This is a genomic window from Bacilliculturomica massiliensis (assembly GCF_900605495.1).
GTDB lineage: Bacteria > Bacillota > Clostridia > Peptostreptococcales > Anaerovoracaceae > Bacilliculturomica > Bacilliculturomica massiliensis.
In genome coordinates this window covers 301,694-322,505 of record NZ_LR027602.1, presented here as the reverse complement: position 1 = coordinate 322,505, position 20,812 = coordinate 301,694, and the positions used below count along the sequence as shown (strand labels likewise).

General features: G+C 58.7%; 9 protein-coding genes. All 9 read right to left on the bottom strand.

Annotated features, from left to right (window positions below):
- Nucleotides 1-17: 17 nt before the first annotated feature.
- The 9 genes from E0E37_RS07960 to E0E37_RS07920 all read right to left on the bottom strand — a co-directional run bounded on the left by E0E37_RS07960 (nt 18) and on the right by E0E37_RS07920 (nt 20,392).
- Nucleotides 18-1,622 carry a hypothetical protein gene (locus tag E0E37_RS07960; protein ID WP_130862503.1) on the bottom strand — a complete coding sequence of 535 codons (1,605 nt, stop codon included), beginning with the start codon at nt 1,620-1,622 and terminating at the stop codon, nt 18-20.
- Nucleotides 1,619-4,066, bottom strand: coding sequence for a cadherin-like beta sandwich domain-containing protein (locus tag E0E37_RS07955; RefSeq protein ID WP_165445275.1), 2,448 nt, complete (start codon nt 4,064-4,066; stop codon nt 1,619-1,621). Before E0E37_RS07955 ends, E0E37_RS07960 begins: the two co-directional genes overlap by 4 nt.
- A gap of 11 nt (nt 4,067-4,077) precedes the next feature.
- Nucleotides 4,078-5,532 carry an S-layer homology domain-containing protein gene (locus tag E0E37_RS07950; RefSeq protein WP_130862501.1) on the bottom strand — a complete coding sequence of 485 codons (1,455 nt, stop codon included), beginning with the start codon at nt 5,530-5,532 and terminating at the stop codon, nt 4,078-4,080.
- A gap of 104 nt (nt 5,533-5,636) precedes the next feature.
- Nucleotides 5,637-8,393, bottom strand: a complete 2,757-nt coding sequence (locus E0E37_RS07945; RefSeq protein ID WP_130862500.1) for a dockerin type I domain-containing protein — start codon at nt 8,391-8,393, stop codon at nt 5,637-5,639.
- 18 nt (nt 8,394-8,411) lie between these two features.
- Nucleotides 8,412-12,014, bottom strand: a complete 3,603-nt coding sequence (locus E0E37_RS07940) for an InlB B-repeat-containing protein (protein WP_130862499.1) — start codon at nt 12,012-12,014, stop codon at nt 8,412-8,414.
- A gap of 57 nt (nt 12,015-12,071) precedes the next feature.
- A complete protein-coding gene (locus E0E37_RS07935) occupies nt 12,072-15,692 on the bottom strand; it encodes a c-type cytochrome (RefSeq protein WP_165445274.1) in 3,621 nt (1,206 codons plus the stop codon).
- 20 nt (nt 15,693-15,712) lie between these two features.
- A complete protein-coding gene (locus tag E0E37_RS07930) occupies nt 15,713-16,495 on the bottom strand; it encodes a cytochrome c biogenesis protein (protein WP_130862497.1) in 783 nt (260 codons plus the stop codon).
- Nucleotides 16,482-17,153, bottom strand: coding sequence for a cytochrome c biogenesis protein ResB (locus E0E37_RS07925; protein ID WP_154940213.1), 672 nt, complete (start codon nt 17,151-17,153; stop codon nt 16,482-16,484). Before E0E37_RS07925 ends, E0E37_RS07930 begins: the two co-directional genes overlap by 14 nt.
- On the bottom strand, nt 17,150-20,392 hold the full coding sequence (locus E0E37_RS07920; protein WP_130862495.1) for an HzsA-related protein: 3,243 nt from the start codon (nt 20,390-20,392) through the stop codon (nt 17,150-17,152). The genes E0E37_RS07925 and E0E37_RS07920 overlap by 4 nt, the downstream gene beginning before the upstream one ends.
- Between the last annotated feature and the right edge of the window lie 420 nt (nt 20,393-20,812).

The following is a 20,812-nucleotide window of genomic DNA, read 5'->3' as shown; positions in this document are numbered from 1 at the left end:
CTCTTTTTCTATTTCGTTTACTGCACCGCGATTGCCTTGATATACGCGGTGTTCGTCCTAGCCTCCACGCCGGCGCTGGAGCCGCCAAATATCTGATATGCCACCGCTCGGTCTGTGTTGAACGTGGCGGCTGCGTTTAACGGAAGGGTGAGCTCGAAGGTCTCGATGTCCTTCACCCCCGGCACGACCCGGAGCGTGGAGCTCTGAAAACCCAGATACTGCAGACCGATCTGCAGATACGTCTCCCCGTCGTTGGCTCGTCTGGTCGAGCCGGAACGCTTCACGGTAAAGGTGGTCACATAACCGGCGCTGGTTCTGACAAAGGGGCTATAATACACCTGATACCGCTTGGCCGCCGTATTATTCTGGGCTCCGGTGGCGCTCACGCCTATTTTAGAAGCATCCTCGTTATAGGCCGCCTTTACCGTCTGGCTTGCGCTGACCGAGGCCAGATCTACAAGCCCCGTCTGCTTTGCCACGTTGTTCGTATTGTCCGTCAGCCTGCTGTCCGGCGTGGATCTCCCGGTGGCATAATCCACCCACCCCGCATACAGATATCCCTCTTTATTGACAGCGCTGATGGGTTCTCCGTTCTGGTCGGTCACCGGACTGACCAGCAGATTTCCCTCCGGAGCCACCGGCGCGAAGCCGTTTTCCTCCAGCACGGAATCCAGCAGGTGGCCGTTCTCGCCGATCTGCTCCGGCGCCGCCGACGCCAGCAGCGTCTCGTAGTCCTTCTTATCCGGAATTCCGTTGCCGTCGTTGTCCGTCTCCTCGCTGTTGGGGTCCTTCAGGCTGGCCCCTTTCGCCACGATCCGGGTCCCAAGCAGCGTGTCGTCCCAGTCGTAGAAGGTCAGGGACGCAAAGGCGCTGCTGTCTGCCGGACCGCCGCTTCCTCCGCCCCCGTACAGGCTGGGCCCTCTGGTGGGCGACGCGATCTCACCGGCCTCCACCGTCAGACGCGCATAGTTCTCCATACCGGCTCCATCCGCAGTCCAGTCCGAGCGATAATACCTTCCGCTCACATTCATGGCTGCCGGCGCCGCCGCCATGGGAAACTGCGGTTGAAACTCCGTCAGCTCTGCCAGACTCAGCGCGTCGGTGAAGTCAGCCGCCTCCCCTGCCGGTCCCTGGATCCGAAACCGGATCGTCGCCAGCTCTTTCCCCGCTGTCAGGTCATTGCCGTTGTGTCCCTGCGCTGCAACATACACATACGCTGCGGACTTTTCTGTTTCTTCCGCTCCCCCTTCTCCCGCGGCGGCTCGAAAAGCCAGGGAAGGCTTCCCCGCCACATTGCCCGGGGCCATGGTCTGGCCGGATACGGGCGCCGCAGGTTCTGTACTCAGCGCCACCGGCGTCTTTGACGCATCCCAGCCGATCAGCGTCAGCCGTTCTGTGTCGTATCGCAGAACCGCCGCCACGGACAAGATGCGGCCTGACCCGGCGCCGTCGGCCTGCAGGCTTACCTCCAGCGTATCGTCATCGGTCACCTGATTCACCTTTACCGTGACCTTCGGCGCGATTGCCTCCGCGCCCCCCTGCCCGCTGCCGGCAAACGCCGGGACCGACAGGTTCAAAACCAGTGACAGGATCAGAAGTATCATCCTTGTTGTGCGCCTCATTCAATTTCACCTCCCTTCCGAAGGGACTCCCAGGCGACAGCCCGGTTTCGTCCTCCATAATTCTCTTTTCCGGTCAGCACATCCAGATCAAACAGCGTGACCGCCCCGTCTCCGTCCAGATCGTACTGCGCTGCCTGTTCTTTCTCCCCGCCGCCCCGGCCGGAATGCAAGGTCAGCAGATCCGCGTCGAAGAGACTGATCCATCCGTCGCCGTCAAAATCTCCTGCATACAGCGGAATGGGATTCATTCCTTCATTCCCGGCCAGCATGATTCCGCTCACCGTGCAGCTGGTATGCATGGTCTTTTGAATGCGCATGGTATACGGAACTCCCGCCTTCAGTGACACGGTATACTGAAACTCCTTCAAGCCGTAGCCCGTCTGTCCGTTCAGCAAAACCACTTCCGCCGGAATACCGGCCGCCTCCAGAGTCGTCTCCGGCCAGTCTGAGGACGCCGCCAGTTCCGCTTCATACAGCGTTACCTCCGGCAGGCTCCCGCTATGATACGCCAGAATCGTCCCGCTCAGCGTTGCAGTGCCCGCCAGCGCTGTGGTGCGAAACAGAGCGCCGAGCCGGGCGTCGCCGATGGAGTTCCCCTCGTCGCCGCCCACGCCCCAGACGTCTCTCATGTCCCCTTCAAACAGCGCAATGGTCATTGGATGGTCCAGCGTGGATACGGGATCGGACGAATCTCCCGTGTCAAGCAGTATCCGAAGCTCCTTCGCCCCCTCCGGCGCTCTGCCCGGATCGGATTGCAAGCCCTGCGGATCGCTCAGCGTCACCTTTGCCACGGAGAGCGCAGCGCCGCTCAGGGAGCGTTCCAGCTGTGTACGAACCGCCTCTTCTGTAAGCTCCAGGGATTTTTCCGGAGTCAGGATCAGCGCGAAACTGACCGTCCGAAACGCAGACTGTTCCACGGTTGCCGTCACCCTTCCGCCTGAAGCGGAAAGGACGGACCGGGGCCGCTCCGCCGCCCGATGAAGGGAGACGGTATAGACGCTCCCATTCCCCGCCGCATCGGTCAGAAGCAGCCGCACGGTTCGATCCGTCTCCCCGTCCTGCAGGCGCAGAGTCAAATTTCTTCCCGGAACATCCGCCCACCAATTGACCCCGTACGGACCTGTTCCGCTTCCGCTGGGATCTCTGATCAGCGCGATCTGCCCCCCTCCTGCCGCTTCTGTTTCCGCCGTCCCGTCATCCGCCCATAAACCGGCGGCTGTGACTGCGGTCACGTCGTTCAGACTGCGCAGGATCAGTCCCGCTTCGTCCCCCGGCAGCAAATACAGATCATAATCAAAGACGTCCTCCTGAAATCCGAACCTCTGGACCCCCTCCGAATCCACAAATACGAGAGGCCTGACCTCCAGATTTTGTCCCGCCGCATCGGGCGTTCCCGGCAGGCTCTCCCGGTCCACCTCCATCACTCCCAGCGCCGGGCCGGTGAGCGCTGCGCCAGAGTCGTCAGGATCGGCGGGCGCAGTCTCCTGCGGGAGACCCTCCACGGATACCATGTCCGCGCAGACCAGTTCCCGTCCGCTTCCGTCCACCACGGCGATTCCCTGGCTGATCCTCTCATCCTCCCTGAAAACAAAGAGACTGTCCGCCTTCAGCTCCCCCTTTATCCGAAAATACACAGTCAGCAGCCTTCCGCTCTCCTCCGTCGAGCGGAAACACTCCAGCCTGCTTTTCGTGTCTTTTCCATACTGGATGCGCAGCACGCCCGCCACGTTGTCCGCCTGGAAATCCAGCTCCTTAAAAAAACCGGTTTTATCGAATGGATTGTATGCAAACCCATCCGCTGTTTCCACACACTGATAAATATCCTCCGTGACAGCGCCGCCGGCTTCAGCCAGCTCCAGTATGTTCGGATCAAAACCCAGCGCAAAATCCAGCACCCTGAGCTCCGTGCCCGGCGGGGCGTACAGGCTCACCGGCAGCACCTGCGCGCCTTCCTGCGTCTGACAGACTTCTCCCGGCTTCCATACCAGTGAAAGTCCCGTTCGATACACCGATATGGTATAGCTCTGTTTCTTTTCCCCCTCGCAGGCCCTGGACCGAACCGTCACCTGCCGGCTTTGCCCTGTCTCCACCTCGACCGGCGGAGACGGCTCCCCGTCCGACAGGATCCATCCGTCCGTTTCGTTTCCGTCAAGCAGTACCTCTATCGTGGGCGGCCACTCCTTTTCCGCAGGAACGGCTGTGAGGGAAAAGCGATCTTCCCCGGGCCCCAGCGTCATATCATAAATATACGACGTGGAAGAGAACGGCTGGTGAATATGCCCTGCGCTGACTGTGATCGCCTCCAATTCAGGCGTCAGCGCTGAGAAAGGCTCCAGTTCCCCCTCATCCGCCGCGCCAAAGGCCGGAGAGGTTCCGACTCCCAGGCAGACTGCCAGCAGCAGGGGCAGAAGCCTTCGTCCTTTTCTGTTCAAACTGTCCTGCACTCTTCCGCCTCCTATTTGCTTTCCCGTTCCATCTTCTCCAGGCCCAGCGTCACCGCAGCGGCCATCTCGCCCCGGGTTATAAGGCCTTCTGGCCGCAGAGTGCCGTCCTCATAGCCGCTGAACAGGCCTGCGGCCACCGTGCGCTTCAGACTGTCCAGCGCCCAGGTCTCAATGCGCTGCACGTCTGTAAAGGACAGCGTCCGCTCCGTCTCCGGCAGCTCAAGCGCGCCGGAGAGCAGCACCGCCGCCTCCTGACGGCTGATCGCCCGCTCCGGCTCAAAGCGCCCGCCGCCCACGCCGCTCACCTTTCCAGCGTCGGCCAGGGCGTTGATATACGGCGCCGCCCAGGCTTCCTGCAGATCTGAAAATCGATTTTCTCCTGCGGCGGGAGAGATCCCCGCCATTTTACACAGCACAACACAGAATTCACTCCGGTTCAGCTGCGCTTCCGGCCGGAAGGTCCCGTCGGGATAACCGGAGGCCAGCCCCCTGGATACCAGCGCCTGCACATAGCCTTCGGCCCAGTGGCCCCTCATGTCAGACAGCGCTTCAGCCGCCGGTCCCGTCTGCCATGGGCCGCTGCCGTTCTCCGTCTGCTCCGATCCCTGTCCCGGCTCCTGTCCCGGTTCTGTCGGCGCCGTTCCCTGGGACTGGTTTTCTCCACCAGATCCCCCAGTGGCTCCTCCGTTCTCCGTCTGCCCCGATCCCTGTCCCGGCTCCTTCCCCGGTTCTGGCGGCGCTGTTCCCTGGGACTGGTTTTCTCCACCAGATCCCCCAGTGGCTCCGCCGTCTCCGGCGTTTCCATCTCCAGCTTCGTCGTTGTCCTCCTCCGGTTCCTCCGTCTCACTCAGCGCGATTCCCAGGGCTGTAAAATCCCGCTCCGCCACACTCTTTCCTCGTCTGATCGTGGGATTGCCCACATTCTGGGGATTTTTCGCAGACAATATCACATAACGGTCGTTGCTGGAGGTGGCCGCCAGCTCTATCGTATCTGCCGTAAAAACGGCAGTTTCATCCAACGTAAAATGCAGGGATACCAGTTCCAGTCCCTGTGTCCCTGCCGCCATAAATCCATCGGCATCCGCGTCCCTTCCTCTCGACGCCGGATCCACGTACAAGGTCAGCTCCACGATTCCCGCTTCCTCATCAAACTCTCCAAACTCGCACTGCATCCATCCCGATCCCCTGTAGTACAACGGGGCCAGGTAGTCCGTCATGCTCTCCGGGTCCTGCGCCTCTCCTTCGCCCTCTGCCAGGCGCGGCGTCAGCTTATCCGGGTCAAATCCCACCGCAAGCTGCAGCGCGTTGAACTCTGTGTTCCGCACGCCCACGGTCAGCACGATTTCCCGCTCTCCTCCCATGGCGGCTGTCAGTGTCACAGGCGCCTTCTCCGCGGCAGCCGCGGCCGCCGGCGCCAGCATCATCAGTGCAATCCCGATCCAAAGGACTGTCCGAATCCGTTTCATAATACCTCCCGCTGTGTGCCTCTGTCTTCGCAATTGGGCAGGCCGCGTTCCACAAAAGGCGAAACGCAGCCTGCCATCCTACATTCCAATACGCGACGGAAACCTTATCTTCCGATGTTTGCCAGCAGATACCCCAGATCTCCTCCGGTAATCCGCCCGTCTCCGTCAATATCTCCTACCTCGCCTGCCTGAACAGACGTGTACAGCAGTTCGATCAGTCTCGCGCGGTCCTGCGCGTCTACGTGACCGTCCTGGTTCAGGTCGCCCGCCGTCATGGCGATGGCCCCAACGACGCTGTTTTCCGGTCCTATAGCCACCTCGCACCGGATGTAGTTGGGCAGCACGATCTCCAACGTATACTCTCCATTGGTCACCTTTCCTGCAAACCATCGCTCCGCATCCGGCTTCAGCTCCGTCACCGATTCCGCGCCGCTTTTTACGTGAATGGCCGCCACGTTGGCCTGTACATCCGCTTTCATCAGGGAGTTCAGATATCCGGCAATGGTCATCATGTCCGGAACCGTGATCCGGATCAATCCCTGGTCGAAGGCGGCGCTGGTCTCTTCAAAGGCAGTGAACCGCTGATCCGTCAGCATGCTCTTTGAGAAATCCGCGTCGATGATCAGCTTCGCCCAGTCGGCCGCGGGGACGCTGGTCCCTCCGCTCGTTCTGAACTCCAGCGTTCCGATGGTCGTTCCTGCGGTGCAGTCCACGTATCCGCCGTCCCTTGCGGCCATGACCACAGACAGTGTATTCAACGAGGAATCGTACGACGCCTTCACCACCTCAAAGGCGCTTCCCTCAGCCAGCTGTCCATTCAGCGCCGCCGATACATCTCCGTTCGTCAGCTCTGCAGCGCCAACCGTAAATCCCATAAATACGCTGGGATCCAGCGTCAGACTGAAGGAAAACTCATTGGCGATGGTATTTTGCAGGCTGACGTCCATTCCATAGACCCCGGAATTCTTATCCGTGATATCCATGGCGATCGTGGGCGCCACGGCGATCTTGTCCACAGTAATGGTATATTCGGTGGTCTTCGCGCCAGACGTCACCGCAATGGTCACCGTTCCGTTCACAGTTTCAAGGGTCTTTGCGTATGCCCGTCTTACCATGCCGTCCTTACGAGTCTCCGTGGGCGCGATCGTCTGACCGTTCACCTTGACCACACTGTTGAAGGCCCCATTGTCCTCCTCCTTCGTGGCGATCACCATATTCAGATCGAATCCGGTGGCTTCCGGCATCAGGTACAGCAGATAATCCGTCACATCGGAGGCAAAGCCGTCCGTTTTGTGATCCGTACGCAGCAGGATGCTCTTTCCATCCGCTGTGCTTACCGTCATCTGGTCCAGCCTGGGGTCGTCTGCCGTCACCACGCTCTGCTCCGCAAAGACGGGGGTATACTGGCTCAGCACGCCGGCTGTTCCCTCGATGGTGGCCGACGAAGTGTCGATTCCATTTTCATCCAGCGCAAAGAGACTGAAATTTGCCGTTGTCTTTTTCCAGCCGGTGAACTTATATCCGGACTGAGGCGCCGCCGTCATCTGATAGACCGTCGCCGCATCCGCCGGAGCGTTCAGGTCGAACGCGCCTCCCGCTTTCTTTTTCAGGGTCACCTTGCCCATGACAGGCGTTCCCGTTCCTGTACTCTTATACGTAAATTCGTAGGCGCTCTGTCCCGTGGTGACAGAAGGCTCCTCTTTGACCATGCCGGAATCCGGATCGGCCGGCTTCGGCGGCGCAACAGGCTCTGCGCCGGGTGCAGCCGCTGTGGTGTAAGTCTTCGTAAAGGAGATCTTGTTTCCGTTTACCGTCACGGGGCCGGCATCCTGTCCGCCCAGCGTCACCGCGGTGCTCCCCTGCGCATACGCGCAGCCCTCGGGAATATCCACGGTGAAAGTGGCCGTATAGGCCGTGCTGTAATCCTGGAATGTGGACTCGTTGTAAGCGGCCCCGCCCTTTGTCCAGGCGATGGACGCGGCTGCCGGATCGGGGGCCGTTCCGCTTCCCACGCCGAAGGTGACGGTCGTGCTGACAGGTACGTTTCCGCCTACCGCCGGTGCGGCGATGTCGGCGACGCCGATGGTCGTCAGATCGGTGGTACTTGATGCCGCATCTCCCGGGAAATCTTTAAAATATACACGATTTGCCGAAACATCGTCCCCCTGGTAAACCGCAATTCCCGTTACACGGCCATTTTCCGGTATAACATCCAGCTGAAAATCATTATGAGAAACCGTTTCCAGATCCGCCGGATTGATTACTTTACAGTGCAGAGAATAAAGCTGATAGCCGACTCCCTGCCGGGTCATGGCCAGCGTATACTCATTATCGACCCACCCGAAATATTCACACAGGTCCGCTATATTTGTGCTGCCCCCACAGGATATTGTCGCTTTTCCTGTTGTCTTATCAAACTTTTTGGTCGGAAAGGTCATAACGCCCAGATCCGGACTTGTGATATCTACAGCACTTCCCAGCTCGCCGGCGTCCTTGAGCGCGCCTTCGATGGCCTGTGACATCATGGCGCTGACACTAACAGTCGCTCCCGTCGTTTTGTTTGCAAGAACGAGCTTGTCGGTGTTATAAATAAAATCCCATCCAAGCAGCAGGCCCCGGCGATTGTAAGAATATACGTTGAGTTTAAACCGGCCGGAAGCCGCGTCGACCTCTTCATACTCCACCACCGCGCCTGCAAACAGCGATTGATCTAATGTATCGGAAATTGCGTCCGCCGGCGATGTGGCGCTTATATAGGTCTGTCCGTCTGTCTGCGTCGCCGCCCACGCTACCATTCCGGTGCTGCATAATTGCAGCACCAGAAAAGTCGCCGTCAAAATCGTTATAATACGTTTTTTCATCGACTTTGATCCTTTCTTTTACTTCCCATATCTCGTCATTAACAAATTATAGTCCGAATCATTGATACGGGAATCCCCTGTCAAATCATATGACTCGCTTTCTTTTCCATACATGGTCATCAACAGGTTGTAATCACTGTCATTGATATATGTGTCGCCGTTGATATCGCCGGCATAGGTTACCGCAATCTCTTTTATCGCCACATCCTGATCAGTAACAGTAACAATTTGCACGGCCGGCGTATGGTTTTTCTTTGCCGCTACAATCTTGTATGTACCGGGCGCCATGTTCATGAGCTCATAGTTGACCTGCTTTGAGGTAATGCTCTCAGCGCTGATTTTAACAATGATTTGACTCATATCGAGCGTTTGTCCCGCGGTTGTGTCATAGATTTTGATTGACAATGCGTCCTTTGTTTCCCCATTTTTACGGATAGAAACAGAAACGTATTTTTGATTATTTTCTTCTCCGCTCGCCGCACTGATACGATGTCCCTCTTTCGTCACTTCGGCGTCGCCCACTTTGTGGGAAATACCGCTCACAAGATCCGAAATCTGAGGCACTGCTCCTCCGTTAAAACTGAACGCCCCGCTCACCGTCACGCCGGCCGCCTTCGCCGTCACCTCAAAGGTCACGTCAAAGCTCTCCGTCACGCCGTTGTCCGCGGTCACGGTCACCGTGGCCCTGTGAGTCCCCACAGCCAAACTGGGCTTCGGCTCGACTGTAAAGGTTGCGGATGCTCCCTGAGCGATCTCATTGGCCGACAGTGTTCCCAGCGTGAAGCTGTTCGCTCCGGCTCCGCTCAGCGCCGCCTTCAGACCGGTCACCTTCCCGGTTCCGCTGTTGCTGACCGTGATCGTGGCAGACTCTGCCGACGTGTAGCCTTCTGCAGCCGTTCCCAGACTCAGAGCTACCGCTCCGCTGGTCAGGGTCACTCCGCTGCTTTCCAGACCGATGCCATAACCGTCGACGAAGACGGCAGAGACCGTCACATTCTGCGCGGGCATAGCGAATGCATGACCCGCGGCGCCGATGGCCACAGCGCTTCCGTCCTCCGCCGTAACTTCCAGGGTTTTCAGCTCTGCTCCTTCATTGGGAACTGCAGTGACCTGCACAAAGCCGTTTTGGATCGTGCTCTCCGTGTTCAGCGTCACCGTGCCCGCTCCCTGTGCGTCCACCGATATGGAATATCTATCCATAGCCGGCGGCTCCTCCACCGAATAAGCGCTGAAGCGCACGTCGTCCAGCTGCACATACCCATAGGATGCTGTTGCGGCGTCCACAAGTTCAAAATAGACTTCCATACCGTCCTGATATTTATCCGCGGGGATGGTCAGCAACTCGTCATGAAAGATATTGGCAGTGGCGCGGCTTCCGCCGGCGGGCTTTGAAGTACCGCGGGCGTTCTGCCTGGCCAGCTCTGTGCCCGTCGCCGCGTCCACGATCCGGAAGTAGTTGGCCGTTCCGCCGCTGAGCTTAAAGGCCACCGTATCTGACGCCAGACTGACCTTGGGCGACCGAAGCGTCCCTTTAAATGCCTCATTGTATTTATCTGCTGCAGCTGCCGTATTCTGATTCGCGATCAGTTCCTGCAGTGTGGACAAGTAATACGTGCCGTCCTTGTTGATGTTGTAGATCTCTTGGATCTCCGCACTTGATTTCCTTTCATTCCGGCAGTAATCCCATGTGGAAATGAAAGGATAGGCGCTGACGTCCCCGTCCACCAGGGTAAAGGGCAGCGGCGTTCCGTCCTCAAAACTCCACTTATAGCTCACGACGCCCTGATCTTCCTTCATCGGGATGGTCTGGGCCGTCCCGGCGGCGGCTGTAAAGGTCCCGCTGGCCAGCAAGTACCCGGTCTTCTGCGCCTGATAGGCCGTCACGCCGTCCGCCAGAGCGAAGAGGACCTTTCCCTGGGCGTTGGCCGTTGCGGAAACGCCGTTGATGGTGACCACGGCCCCCGGAAGCGCGGTGATCTCTGTGAGATAGCGGTCCATTCTCTCATAGCTGACTGTGTTCTGCGACGCGAAAGCGTATGCCGTTCCGCTGTCGATGAGGTAGCCGCCGTTGTGCCAGATCGACGTGTCTGTTCCCTCATAGCTGTAAACCCTCAGCGAATCCCGGCAGAACAGCCGGTCGTAATCGGCCTTCGTCATGTCGAAGGCGACGGACATGATCTCCACCGGCGCCGCGGAGGCGTCCACAGGAGGACGCCCCGGTTCCTCTCCTGACATCCAGCCGAGGATCATATAATTGCTCCCCGAGGGCATCGTCACGCCGGAGCCGGTCGCACCGTTCCAATACGCCGTGCCGCCCTGCTTCACCTTCATGATCGCGGAGTCGTACTGAATTCCAAAGGTTCCCGCCACCGCGCTGATCCCATTCAGCTTCACTGACGCAGTATAGGTTCCTTCCGTCTCAGAGCCCTCGTTCAGCGCAAAGGCTCCGCCCAGAATGTAATTTCCTTCGGCAGGCTCGTAGACTGTGAGCTGGAACGTCGGCTTCAGGCTCGTCCCCCCCACCGTTCCCGTCACATTGTAGGTACCCGCCCGATCCAGAGAGTAGGTCGCGGCGTCCCACGTGACGTCCACATTCCCCTTTACATCGTCAGAATATGTGACCGCCACCTTTTCCGGCAGGGGATTGCCCGCCTCGCCGATGGTGTAGCGGACCGCCGGTATGGCGTCGAACTCTTTGATATCCGTGGAAAAGACCGCGGTTATCGTCACGTCCTGACCTGGCATGTTAAAGGCCAGCGTCTTCGTTCCCATATCGACAATGGAATTATCCGCCGCCGTCACCGTAAGGCTCAGCAGCTCCGCTCCCTCATTGGGCGTTACCGCGATCTGTACCGCGCCGTTCTTCACAGTGCTCTCTGTGTTCACGGAGAGCGTGCCGTTTCCCGTCGAATTGGCGGAAACCGCATATTTGGTCACACCCGTGACCTCCGCCACGGAATAGGCGCGAAACTTCACGTCGTCCAGCTGAACGAAGCCATAGGACGAAGTGGTATTGTCTACCAGTTCAAAATAGACCTCCATCCCGTCCGTATAAGACGCAGCCGGAATATTCAGCGTATAGTCCCGGAAGATGAAACCTGTCGTCTGAGAGCCGCCGGCGGGCTTGAACGCTCCCGGTGCGTTCTGCGTAGCAAGCACCGTGCCGTCCGATGCGTTTACGATCCGAAAGTAATTTCCGGATCCTCCGGACAACTTAATCGAAACCGTGTCCGAGGCCAGGCTGACCACCGGAGAGCGCAGTGTTCCCTTAAAGCTCTCCGAGCATTTCGGATAATCATAGTTTTGACCTTTCAGCGGTTCGTTCAGCGTACTGATATAGTACGTACCGTCCTTATTACTCGCATATGCCTTCTTTACCGTCTCACTTTTGTCGTATTGGTTTCGGCAATAATCCCACATGGCAATAAAGGGCTGACTGCCGATATCCCCGTCCACCAGTGTAAAGGGCAGCGGCGTGCCGTCCTCAAAGCTCCATTTGTAATCCTGCGCCGCGCCGGATGAGACGCCGGCGCCGACATCCGCGAATACCGGCATGCCGAAGCTTCCAACCGCCATGGCGGCGCTGAGCAGCAGCGCCAATAGCTTTTTCTTCCGCTTCATAACTTCCTCCTTTTCAAACTCACACTCAATAACGTCTCTCCCTTTGAGGGAGCCCTTCTATTTCTCCAGCGCGGCAACACCCCCTTCAAGCTCCGCAAAGGTCGTATCTATGGCGGACTTGCCGTAATTCTGCCGCACATACTGCAGATCCAGCGCCGTGAACAGACCGTCTCCATCGATGTCAGGCTGATCGGCTGCACGGAAGAGACCGGCGAAGGCGCCGGACATGGCGGCGATATCGTTGAAATCGATGGTGCTCGTACCCGGCCTGATCTTTCCCGGGATCAATACCAGCCCTTCTAGGATGGTCAGATCTCCCCGCAGCGGAATCTCCCTGACGGTGCAGCTCAGATGACCGGGCTTCGTGAGCCGGAGCGTATAGCTTCCCTCCGCAGCCGTCAGTGTGAATTCCTTCTGTTTCTGCGCCCGCAGATCCGCGGAGGCCACCACGCTTCCCGTCTCGTCAAGAAGCTCCGCCCTGGCCCCGTACTCGCCGGCTGCTGTGAACCTCCCGCTCAGCGTGTACGTCTCGCCCCGGGCGAGAACCGCGCCGCACTCCGCAGATCCAGCTTCGATCTGCGCCGCGCCGATCTCAAGAGCCACCGAAGTTTCCCGGCCGCCGTTTTTCACTGTGAATGTGTAGTTTCCCGCACCGACTGCAAATTCTGCCCTTCCGTCGCTTCCTGTAACAGCCAGCGCCGTCTCCGGATCGTCCTGGCCATAAATATCACAGGCCCCCAGCGGGTCTCCCATTTCATCCTTGACCGTCATCCGCACCAGCGCCTGATTTTTTTCCAATACAGGATGCAGCCGGCTCTTCAGGACGTTTTCTGTCTGGGCGCAGACGGCCTCTACTGTGATCACCTTGCCCTGTTCATACGGGCGTATTTTACAGGTATCCGTATTGCTCAGCACTGTGGAACCGGTCAGCCAGCGATAGGTATACGGCTCGTCCGTCCCGGTCACGGCTGCTGTCAGCGTCTCGCCCACTCTCGGCACGCCTTCAACCTGCAGCCTGACAGTCTGAGCCGTCCGGCTCACCGTCTCGCTGACCGAAGAGGTCAGCACCGTCTCGCCGCCCCGGGCCGCTTCCACCTTCACCACCATGCCCTCGTCGGCTGCGGTAAGTGTATAGAAGCTTTGGCGCGCGCCCCCAATGGGACTCATATTCTCCGCCCCCGCTCCTCTGTACCACTGATAGCTCAGATCGCTGCGAACTCCCTTGGGCGCCATGGCCATCGTTTCTCCGACCACCGCTGAGCCGCTCAAAGCAAGCTCTCCCGGAATCAACACCTGCGTCTCCACCGTGACCGCGTCCATCCCCTCCGCGCTGACTACCGCCATATCGCTGTAAGCGCCCGGACCAACCGCGCCGCCGGTCAGCGAGATCGTCAGGTCCGCCGTCTCGCCGGGGGCCAGCTCGCTCTTCGCCAGCTCTGCTCGGAAGGAAACGGCGTCCTTCATGCGGACTTTCAGCCCGGAAATGACGGCGTCCGACTCATTTTGGACAATTGCGGTCATCGCCGGCGGCGATGCCGTCCCGTCGTTTATGACGCCGAAGTCCAGCAGCGCGGGACTTGCCGTCAGCATTGTAATTTCATCGGAGAGAGACATCACATAATTGCACAGATCCTCCAGCTGAGATTCCGACAGATCGTTGACATTTCCATGGATTCCTTTCCCCTGGTCGTAACCCGGGTTAAAGGTAGTCAACACATCGTTCACCGTGGCCGCCCTGCCGTCGCACAGATAGGGCGCCGTCCGCCAGGCCTCCACCAACGGGGGCACCAACAGCCCCCGCGTCTCATTTCCGGTCTGCGTATAGTTGTAGATCAGCTTATCCTGCCCCTTGAGCTCTCCGGCGTGGCAGCCGGCGCAGCCGGCCTGTCCATCGAAAAGCGCTCTGCCGCGCTGGGCCGACTCGCTGAGCCGTCCATTCACCAGATACGGGCTGCTCTCAGGCTCAAGGGACTGGAGATACGCGTCGATCTTCAGAAGCCCTTCCTCCGGATAGTTGGCGTTGAACATGATATACTTCAGTCCGGCCCGCACAGCTACCTTGGCGTTGGCCCGGATCCCCGTGGCCATCACCCTTCCCCTTTTAAATGTATAGAGCATGCTTCTGGCCTGCTTGGGCGTGCCGATACCGTCGTTCAGATTGTCCCAGTTCAGACCGTCCACTCTGGCGTCTGGGTGACAGGAGGCGCAGCTCTGCCACTGCTGATAGCCGATGGTAGCGTCGTTCCACAGCCGTTCGCCGGTTCTCACGTCATCCTCCGCCGCCGTGTCGAAGCTCACCGTTCGCTTTGACCCTCCATCCGCGCTTACCGCGGAGAGACTTCCGGAAAAATAATTAGCCGTGTACACCGTCCGTCCGTCTTCCGAAACCGCCAGTCCTCTGGGCCCGTCCTGTCCCAGGCTCACCCGCGTCTTCATCTCCGTCAGAAAGGTCAGGTCGTTGGCGATATCATCTTTATTCTGCAGATAGCCCTGATATTTCAGCGCCGCATTCCTGCCGTTCCAATAGCTTCCGTCCGTCACCGCGTCGATCTTGGCCCGCATCCTGGTCCGGTCGATGATCATCAGCTCCCGGGTCCCAGAGATGGCCACAAACAGCTTTGTGTCCGTGGCCGCCACACCCCAGGGATTTCCGGCTCCCAGGTCCAGATCGTCCAGCATCATCACTGCCGTTATCGCCATATCTGACACGCGGAGCTCCGTCACCGCGTTGTTGTAGATCCAGCCCCGGTCCGCCTGGGTGGTGGCTACGTTGTACCGCCCGACGGCGTGACTCAAATACACGTATTTTCCGTCGGGAGAAACCGCCATATCCTTCACATTCGTGGAACCGTTCATCAGCCGGATCGTCGTCCGCGCCGATTCCGCCGCGATATCCGGCGCGCTCAGATCAATGCAGACCACATCGGAGGCCACACTGTCCTGCTGCGCGCTTCCCGTGATCAGATGGCTGGCCAGAAACAGCTTGTCTCCCGTCCGCACCATGGACATGGGTTCTCTTGTGACAGGCAGCACCGCTGTGGTGGCTCCTGTATGCAGATCCACCACCTGCAGCGTGCCGTCAAACCGATTGGCCGCATAAAGCGTACCGCCGTCCGCGGAGAGCTCCAGAGCGCTGGGCGTATGACCCGCCTCCAGCGTTCGGACAACGGCGTCCGCCGCCGTGTCGATCTCATAAATTTTTCCGTTGGCCCCGCCGGCTCCTACATAAAGTCTCCCGCCGTCCGCGGAGAGCCGCAGAGCGGTCGGCCGCTCCGCCAGCTGGATCACCGCCTTCTGCGTGTCGTCGCCGGCGTTCAATACCCGAACGCATCCTGCCGTATAGTCCGCCACATAGATCTTGTTTGAGGAAACAGCCACCTCCAGCGGCGAACTGTACCCGGACTCGTCTCTCGCGCCCTCTGTCCCTTTCGCCCCGTCGGACGCAGGCATGATGGACCAGGCCCGAAGCAGCGCCTTTTCCGCTCCTTCGCCGCCCACTGTTTCCGGAACGATCTCCTCCTGCGGCGTGGTCACCGTCATCTGACTCAAATTTTCCCGCTCATACTCTTCCAGTCTGCTTTCGCCGTAAGCCGCCGGCGCGGCGGCGGACGCAAGAAGCAGCCCCGTCAGAAGCAGAACAGACGGACGTTTTCCCCATCCCTTGATTTTTCTCAGCACTCGTCGGCTCCTTTCTTTCCTCACGCGTACAAGTGGAAGGATTCCTCCACTCCGGGCAGCAGGTTGACACATAAAAAGGTGACGATCAGACTGGCGAATCCCAGAACTGACCAAATATTCGCCGCACGGCGGCCGCCCGGAACCCGCCGAAAATGAAAATAGCACAGATAACAGAGCGCCGTGATCAGCGACCAGATTTCCTTCACATCCCACTGCCAGAAATTCCCCCAGACCTGATCTGCCCAAAGGGCTCCGAAACAAAGCCCTGCGGTCATGAAAGGAAATGCCGTCCTCAAAATGCGATACGCCGCGTGCTCATACCGCAGCCTCTGCTCCCCTTCCCGTCTCACTGCAGAGACCGCTGTCAGCGCAAAGGCCACGGCAGCCAGCGAGTAGGACAGCATGTAGCTGAGCACGTGGGGCACAAACCAGGCCGACTGCAGCGCCGGGACGAGAGCCCACTTCAGCTCTTTGTCCATAAACAGCGTTCCGATCAGCGGCAGCGCCGCCGGAAAACAGAAATAAGGCCACAGCCAGCGATCCGCCTGTCTCTTCCGCGTCAGGAACAGGCAGATGGGCACAAAGCACAGCGACAGCACGGACAACACCTGATACATGCTGGCAAAGGGCGCATATCCGTTCAGTACAATATTCTTGATAAAAATGCCCAGGTTAAAGCACCAGCCAAGGGCCGCCGCAGCAGCGCCCTTATCCGGTCTCCCGAGAAAAAGAGCCCCTGCGGCCAGATAACAGACCGCCGCCCCCAAACTCAGCGCCGCAGCCAGAAGCTCAAGCTTTTCCATTGCGCCCTCCGTTTCCTTTCGCCCCGAACGCGCCCTGAAAACAGAGGCCCGCCGTTCCGATCACGATCATCCACAGCCCTGCGGCGAAGAGACGGTTTCCAGGATCCTTCTTCGCGTACAGGAACAGATACGACTGATTTTCGTGGTCATAATCCATCAGGTAAAATTTCCAGCCCCGATGAGCCACCGGCGCATTCACCTTCATGGGGCGGACGTCGTCTGTCTCGCCGTCGATCACCCGCAGCTCCGCCGTATACTGGCTCACCGCCTCCCCCTTCCGCTCCAGCGCAAAGCTTTGAGCGGAGATGTCAAAGCCGAAGGACAGGAGCTCCCCCGAGGACATCTGTACCTCGCCGTAGGTCGTATTCGAATCAATCGGGATCTGAAAGGTTGCTTCCCGGCCGATGGCCCATCCCAGAAGGGCGCCCACGATCACCAGAATCAGCCCGCCGTGAGAGAGATAAAACCACAGACCTTTTCCCCCCCTCTGTACAAGACAGAGGACCAGCACCCCGGAAAACAGCGCGCTTGGGATCAAAAAGATCCATTTCGTGTAAAAGGCTCCCCCGAACAACCCGTCATTCAACAGCGAACCGACCAGCAGGGCCGCAGCCAGCAGGCCCATGGAAACAGCGGCCGCCTTCATCGAGTTTCTCACTGATTCCACCCCGGCCACGCCGTCAGCGGATCCTGGATCTCGTGATCCCAGTCGTAGAGCTTGCGGCCTTCATCGATGGCCTTTCGGTTTTCCGCCTCGATCTGGTCTCGGATGGCGACTTTCTCATTCCGCCAGGCGTCCTCTTTCCGCGGCGTGTAGCCCGGCATGTCCACGTCGGGATTGTCCTTCAGACGCTGCTGGCCCGTCCTGATCACATCGAGCGCCTGATTGTATTCGGCGGAGCCCACCGCCCAGCGGGACAGGATGGGACTCTTCTCCGGATTGTCAAAATAGATGGGCATGGCTCTGCTCTCGCTCCACCCGAAGTTCCACTGCAGGCCGCCCGGTATCTTGCTCAGCTCCGAGGAGCTCAGCGGAGAGCGTCCGCCCGGTCCGTTGGGATAATTCGTACTGTAATCGCCGTAATATGTGGCGTTCAGATCCACCCACTCCGCAATCTTCCGCTTTTCCGCCGCGGTCAGCGGCTCTTTGCCCACGCTCTTCAGATAACTCTCGTGCTGAGAGCTGAACACAGCCTTTACCAGAGGGCTGGAATAGGAGCCCCAGCTCATGGCCGGAGTGAAGACCGTGGAGCCTGCGCCGATAACGCCCAGATAGTTTCCAAACCGCGCCGAGGTTCCCCTGGCTCTCCAGAGATCCACGTAGGACGCGTTGAAAATAACACCCTTGTCCGGCGCCAGCGTCAGGTTTCCGTCCTTCCTGTCATACCCGTGACAGTCCAGGCATTTTGCCGTGAAGATGGGCTGTACGTCTGTCAGGTAATTCATGTTTTTCGTCTCTTCATAGGGCGTCCCGCCGTAGACAGTCCCGCCCCTGGTCTGCTCATACAGAGTCGGCTTGTCCGGCACGTTGACGCCGTCCGCGGAAAAGCTCCGCCGCAGCGCCTCCGGCGTCTTCACCGGGTTGTTTAAATCGGGTGTGATCCTCCTGTCCTCGTGGCAGCCCACGCAGCCCGTCTTCTCTCCGGACTGGACCAGCGTGCCGCTGCGCATGGACTGGATCATCTTCCCGTCCTTATCCAGCAGCTGAAAATATACAAACTTGTCCTGCGGCACCTCGAAATAGGCCGAGCCGTCGGAATAAACGGGCACCTCCCCCAGCACCCGCTTCACCTCGAAGCTGTGCCAGTTGACTCCGGGATTTTCCTGTCCCTCGGCCGCCCACTGGTTCGAAATCGCCACATAACGCTTGGGCACGGACTCCACGATGCGCAGTGTCTTGACCGTGCCTTTTTCAACGCCCTGCATGTGCTCTCCCTCGTACACATTCTGCACGAAAAAGGTCCCCGCTTCGTCCTTATAATTTCTCCGTTCCGACAGCACGATGGGCTTCGTCCTGCTCGCAAGCACTGTGGCGTCATAGGCCCCCCGGGACGTGTCGTCCACATACAGCTTCGACTCTTTTCCACTGCTGTCCACCAGATAAAGCCCCATCTTCTCGCTGCCAGACTGGACCTGCCTGCTGACTATGATATGATCCTCGTCCAGGGGCCGCGGGTCCTCATATTTGATACTCAGACCGGAATACGCGTCGATGCTCAGGCCCTGATTCTGATCCCGCACGCTGTTGATCGCGCTGGCCGGCCAGGTGCGGATCACCGGGTCCTTTCCATCCACGCCCCTGCTCCGGTCGATGACCGCCAGCGCTCCCCAGGGCCTGTCGTGGCAGGAACTGAGGATGGCCGCCACCTTCTGACTTCCCGGGATGGCTTTGGCGTCGATCACCGCGCCGGCGGGGGAATTGTTGCCGTAATACGTCACCTGCTGGGTTCCGTCCTCCCCCACCGTCCACAGCCCCTGGGCGCTGCCGAAATTCATGTCGTTGTATTCCCAGCGGTCGTAGATAATGCGTCCGTCGTTCAGAACATCGGTGGGCCGCTCAAAAAGCGTGCTGTTGGTGATCTTGACGATGTTGGCCCCATCGGCCTCCATGCGGTAGAGATTGGCCGCTATATGGCGGTTGCACATGACGTACTTCGGGTCCCGAGTGGAAGAAAACACGATGTTTCCGCTGGGCATATAGAGCGGGTCCATATCGTCCGCGTTCTTCATGGCGGTCAGCTGCCTGGAATCCACGATAGCCGTCTTGCTGTCATTCAGCGTGTATTCCCAGATATTGTAGCTGCTGTCTGCGCTGTCCCTCACCGAGAGCAGCACGCGATTTCCATCATAGGATACGTCAGGGTCGCGGTACGCCCCCGTTGCGGTCTCCATCAGCGTGGTCACCTCTCCGGTGGCCATATCCAGCACCTTCAGGGCGCTGCCCGGCCGAAAATTCGCCTTCCCATCGTACTCTCCGTCCGCGGCGGGGAACATGGTGTGCGTGTTGTGATGGCTGCCCGCGTACTGCTGCCGGGTCACGAAGAGGATCTTCATTCCCTGCAGTCCCAGAGCCTTCGTGCTGATCGCCTGCTTCAGATTGTCGGCGTCCTTCGTGAAGACCGGGATTCGCGGGTCGTCCAGCGCCACCGTGCCGGAGCACAGTTCCCGCAGACGGCTTTGAAGCTCTGAAATCTGCAGATACACCGCCTCGGCCTCCGATGGATCGCTCCAGCTGTCGCTGCTCTCGGCCACCGTGGTCCGCAGCGCCTCCAGGCTGGCCTGATCCCATCCGGTGACCGCCTTCGCGATATTGTCCGTCAGATATTCGCAGACGTAGCCCTGGGCCTGAAAATCATCGAAGATGATATGTCCCCATCCCCCGGTGGAGGAATCTACGATCTTCAGGTAATACACATTCCCCGGCGTTATGGCCCCCGACAGGTCCCAGGTCACATCTGTGAATAGATATTGATTCGTCGGACTCGTCGCCTTCCTGACAACTGTGCCGCTTTCATCGCACAGCGCCACGTAAAGCTTGGAAGAATCCGTTCCTCCTCCCACCTTGAAGGTGACTTCCGTCCCTGTGAGAACAAACAGCGGCGATCTGAACTCCGCCGTATAGCCGTCGCTGTAGCCGCCTGATCCGTCCTCGATGGACGTCAGATAATAGGTCCCTTCTTTATTGATATTTCTCTGCGGGGAGTTGAACTCCGTCGTCCGGCTACCAATCGGCCCCGGCGTGTTTCCCGTTACCATGGTAAAGGGCGCAAGCGTCCCGCTTTCAAAATTAAATACGAGCTTCTCCGCTGCATAGGCTGTTCCGACAGGGATCATCGCTGTCATCATGCAGAGAATCAGCGCCGCGCAGAGCATCCGCTTCCATTCTGTTTTGTTCATTACCTCTCCTCCTGCAGTACTGTCTTCCATTTCTATATCGAACACTGCATCTGTCCAGCGGTGCAAAATCCGGCGATGTGGGGGCGCCGGATTTTTCTCTTTCTTTCCGGGAGGTGTGGGCCCACCGGGAGAGCCGCTGTCTTCAGCCGTGATGGCTGTCTTTGCGCCCGCGAAAGTCGTGATATAGGTTATTTCACGACTTTACCCCCTTAGGCATTGAAATTCCAACGTTTAATTTTTTTTGACGGCTTATTCTGACGGCGCATTTTTGACCGGTTTTTTGAAGAAAAAAAACGCAGGATCCATAAAAGCCTGATGTTTCAATGTCTCTGGTTCTAATGGAGGACAGGGATTTGACGGCGCATTTGACGGCTTATTCATTTTTTGTATATAAATATATTAAGAATTATGGAAGATACT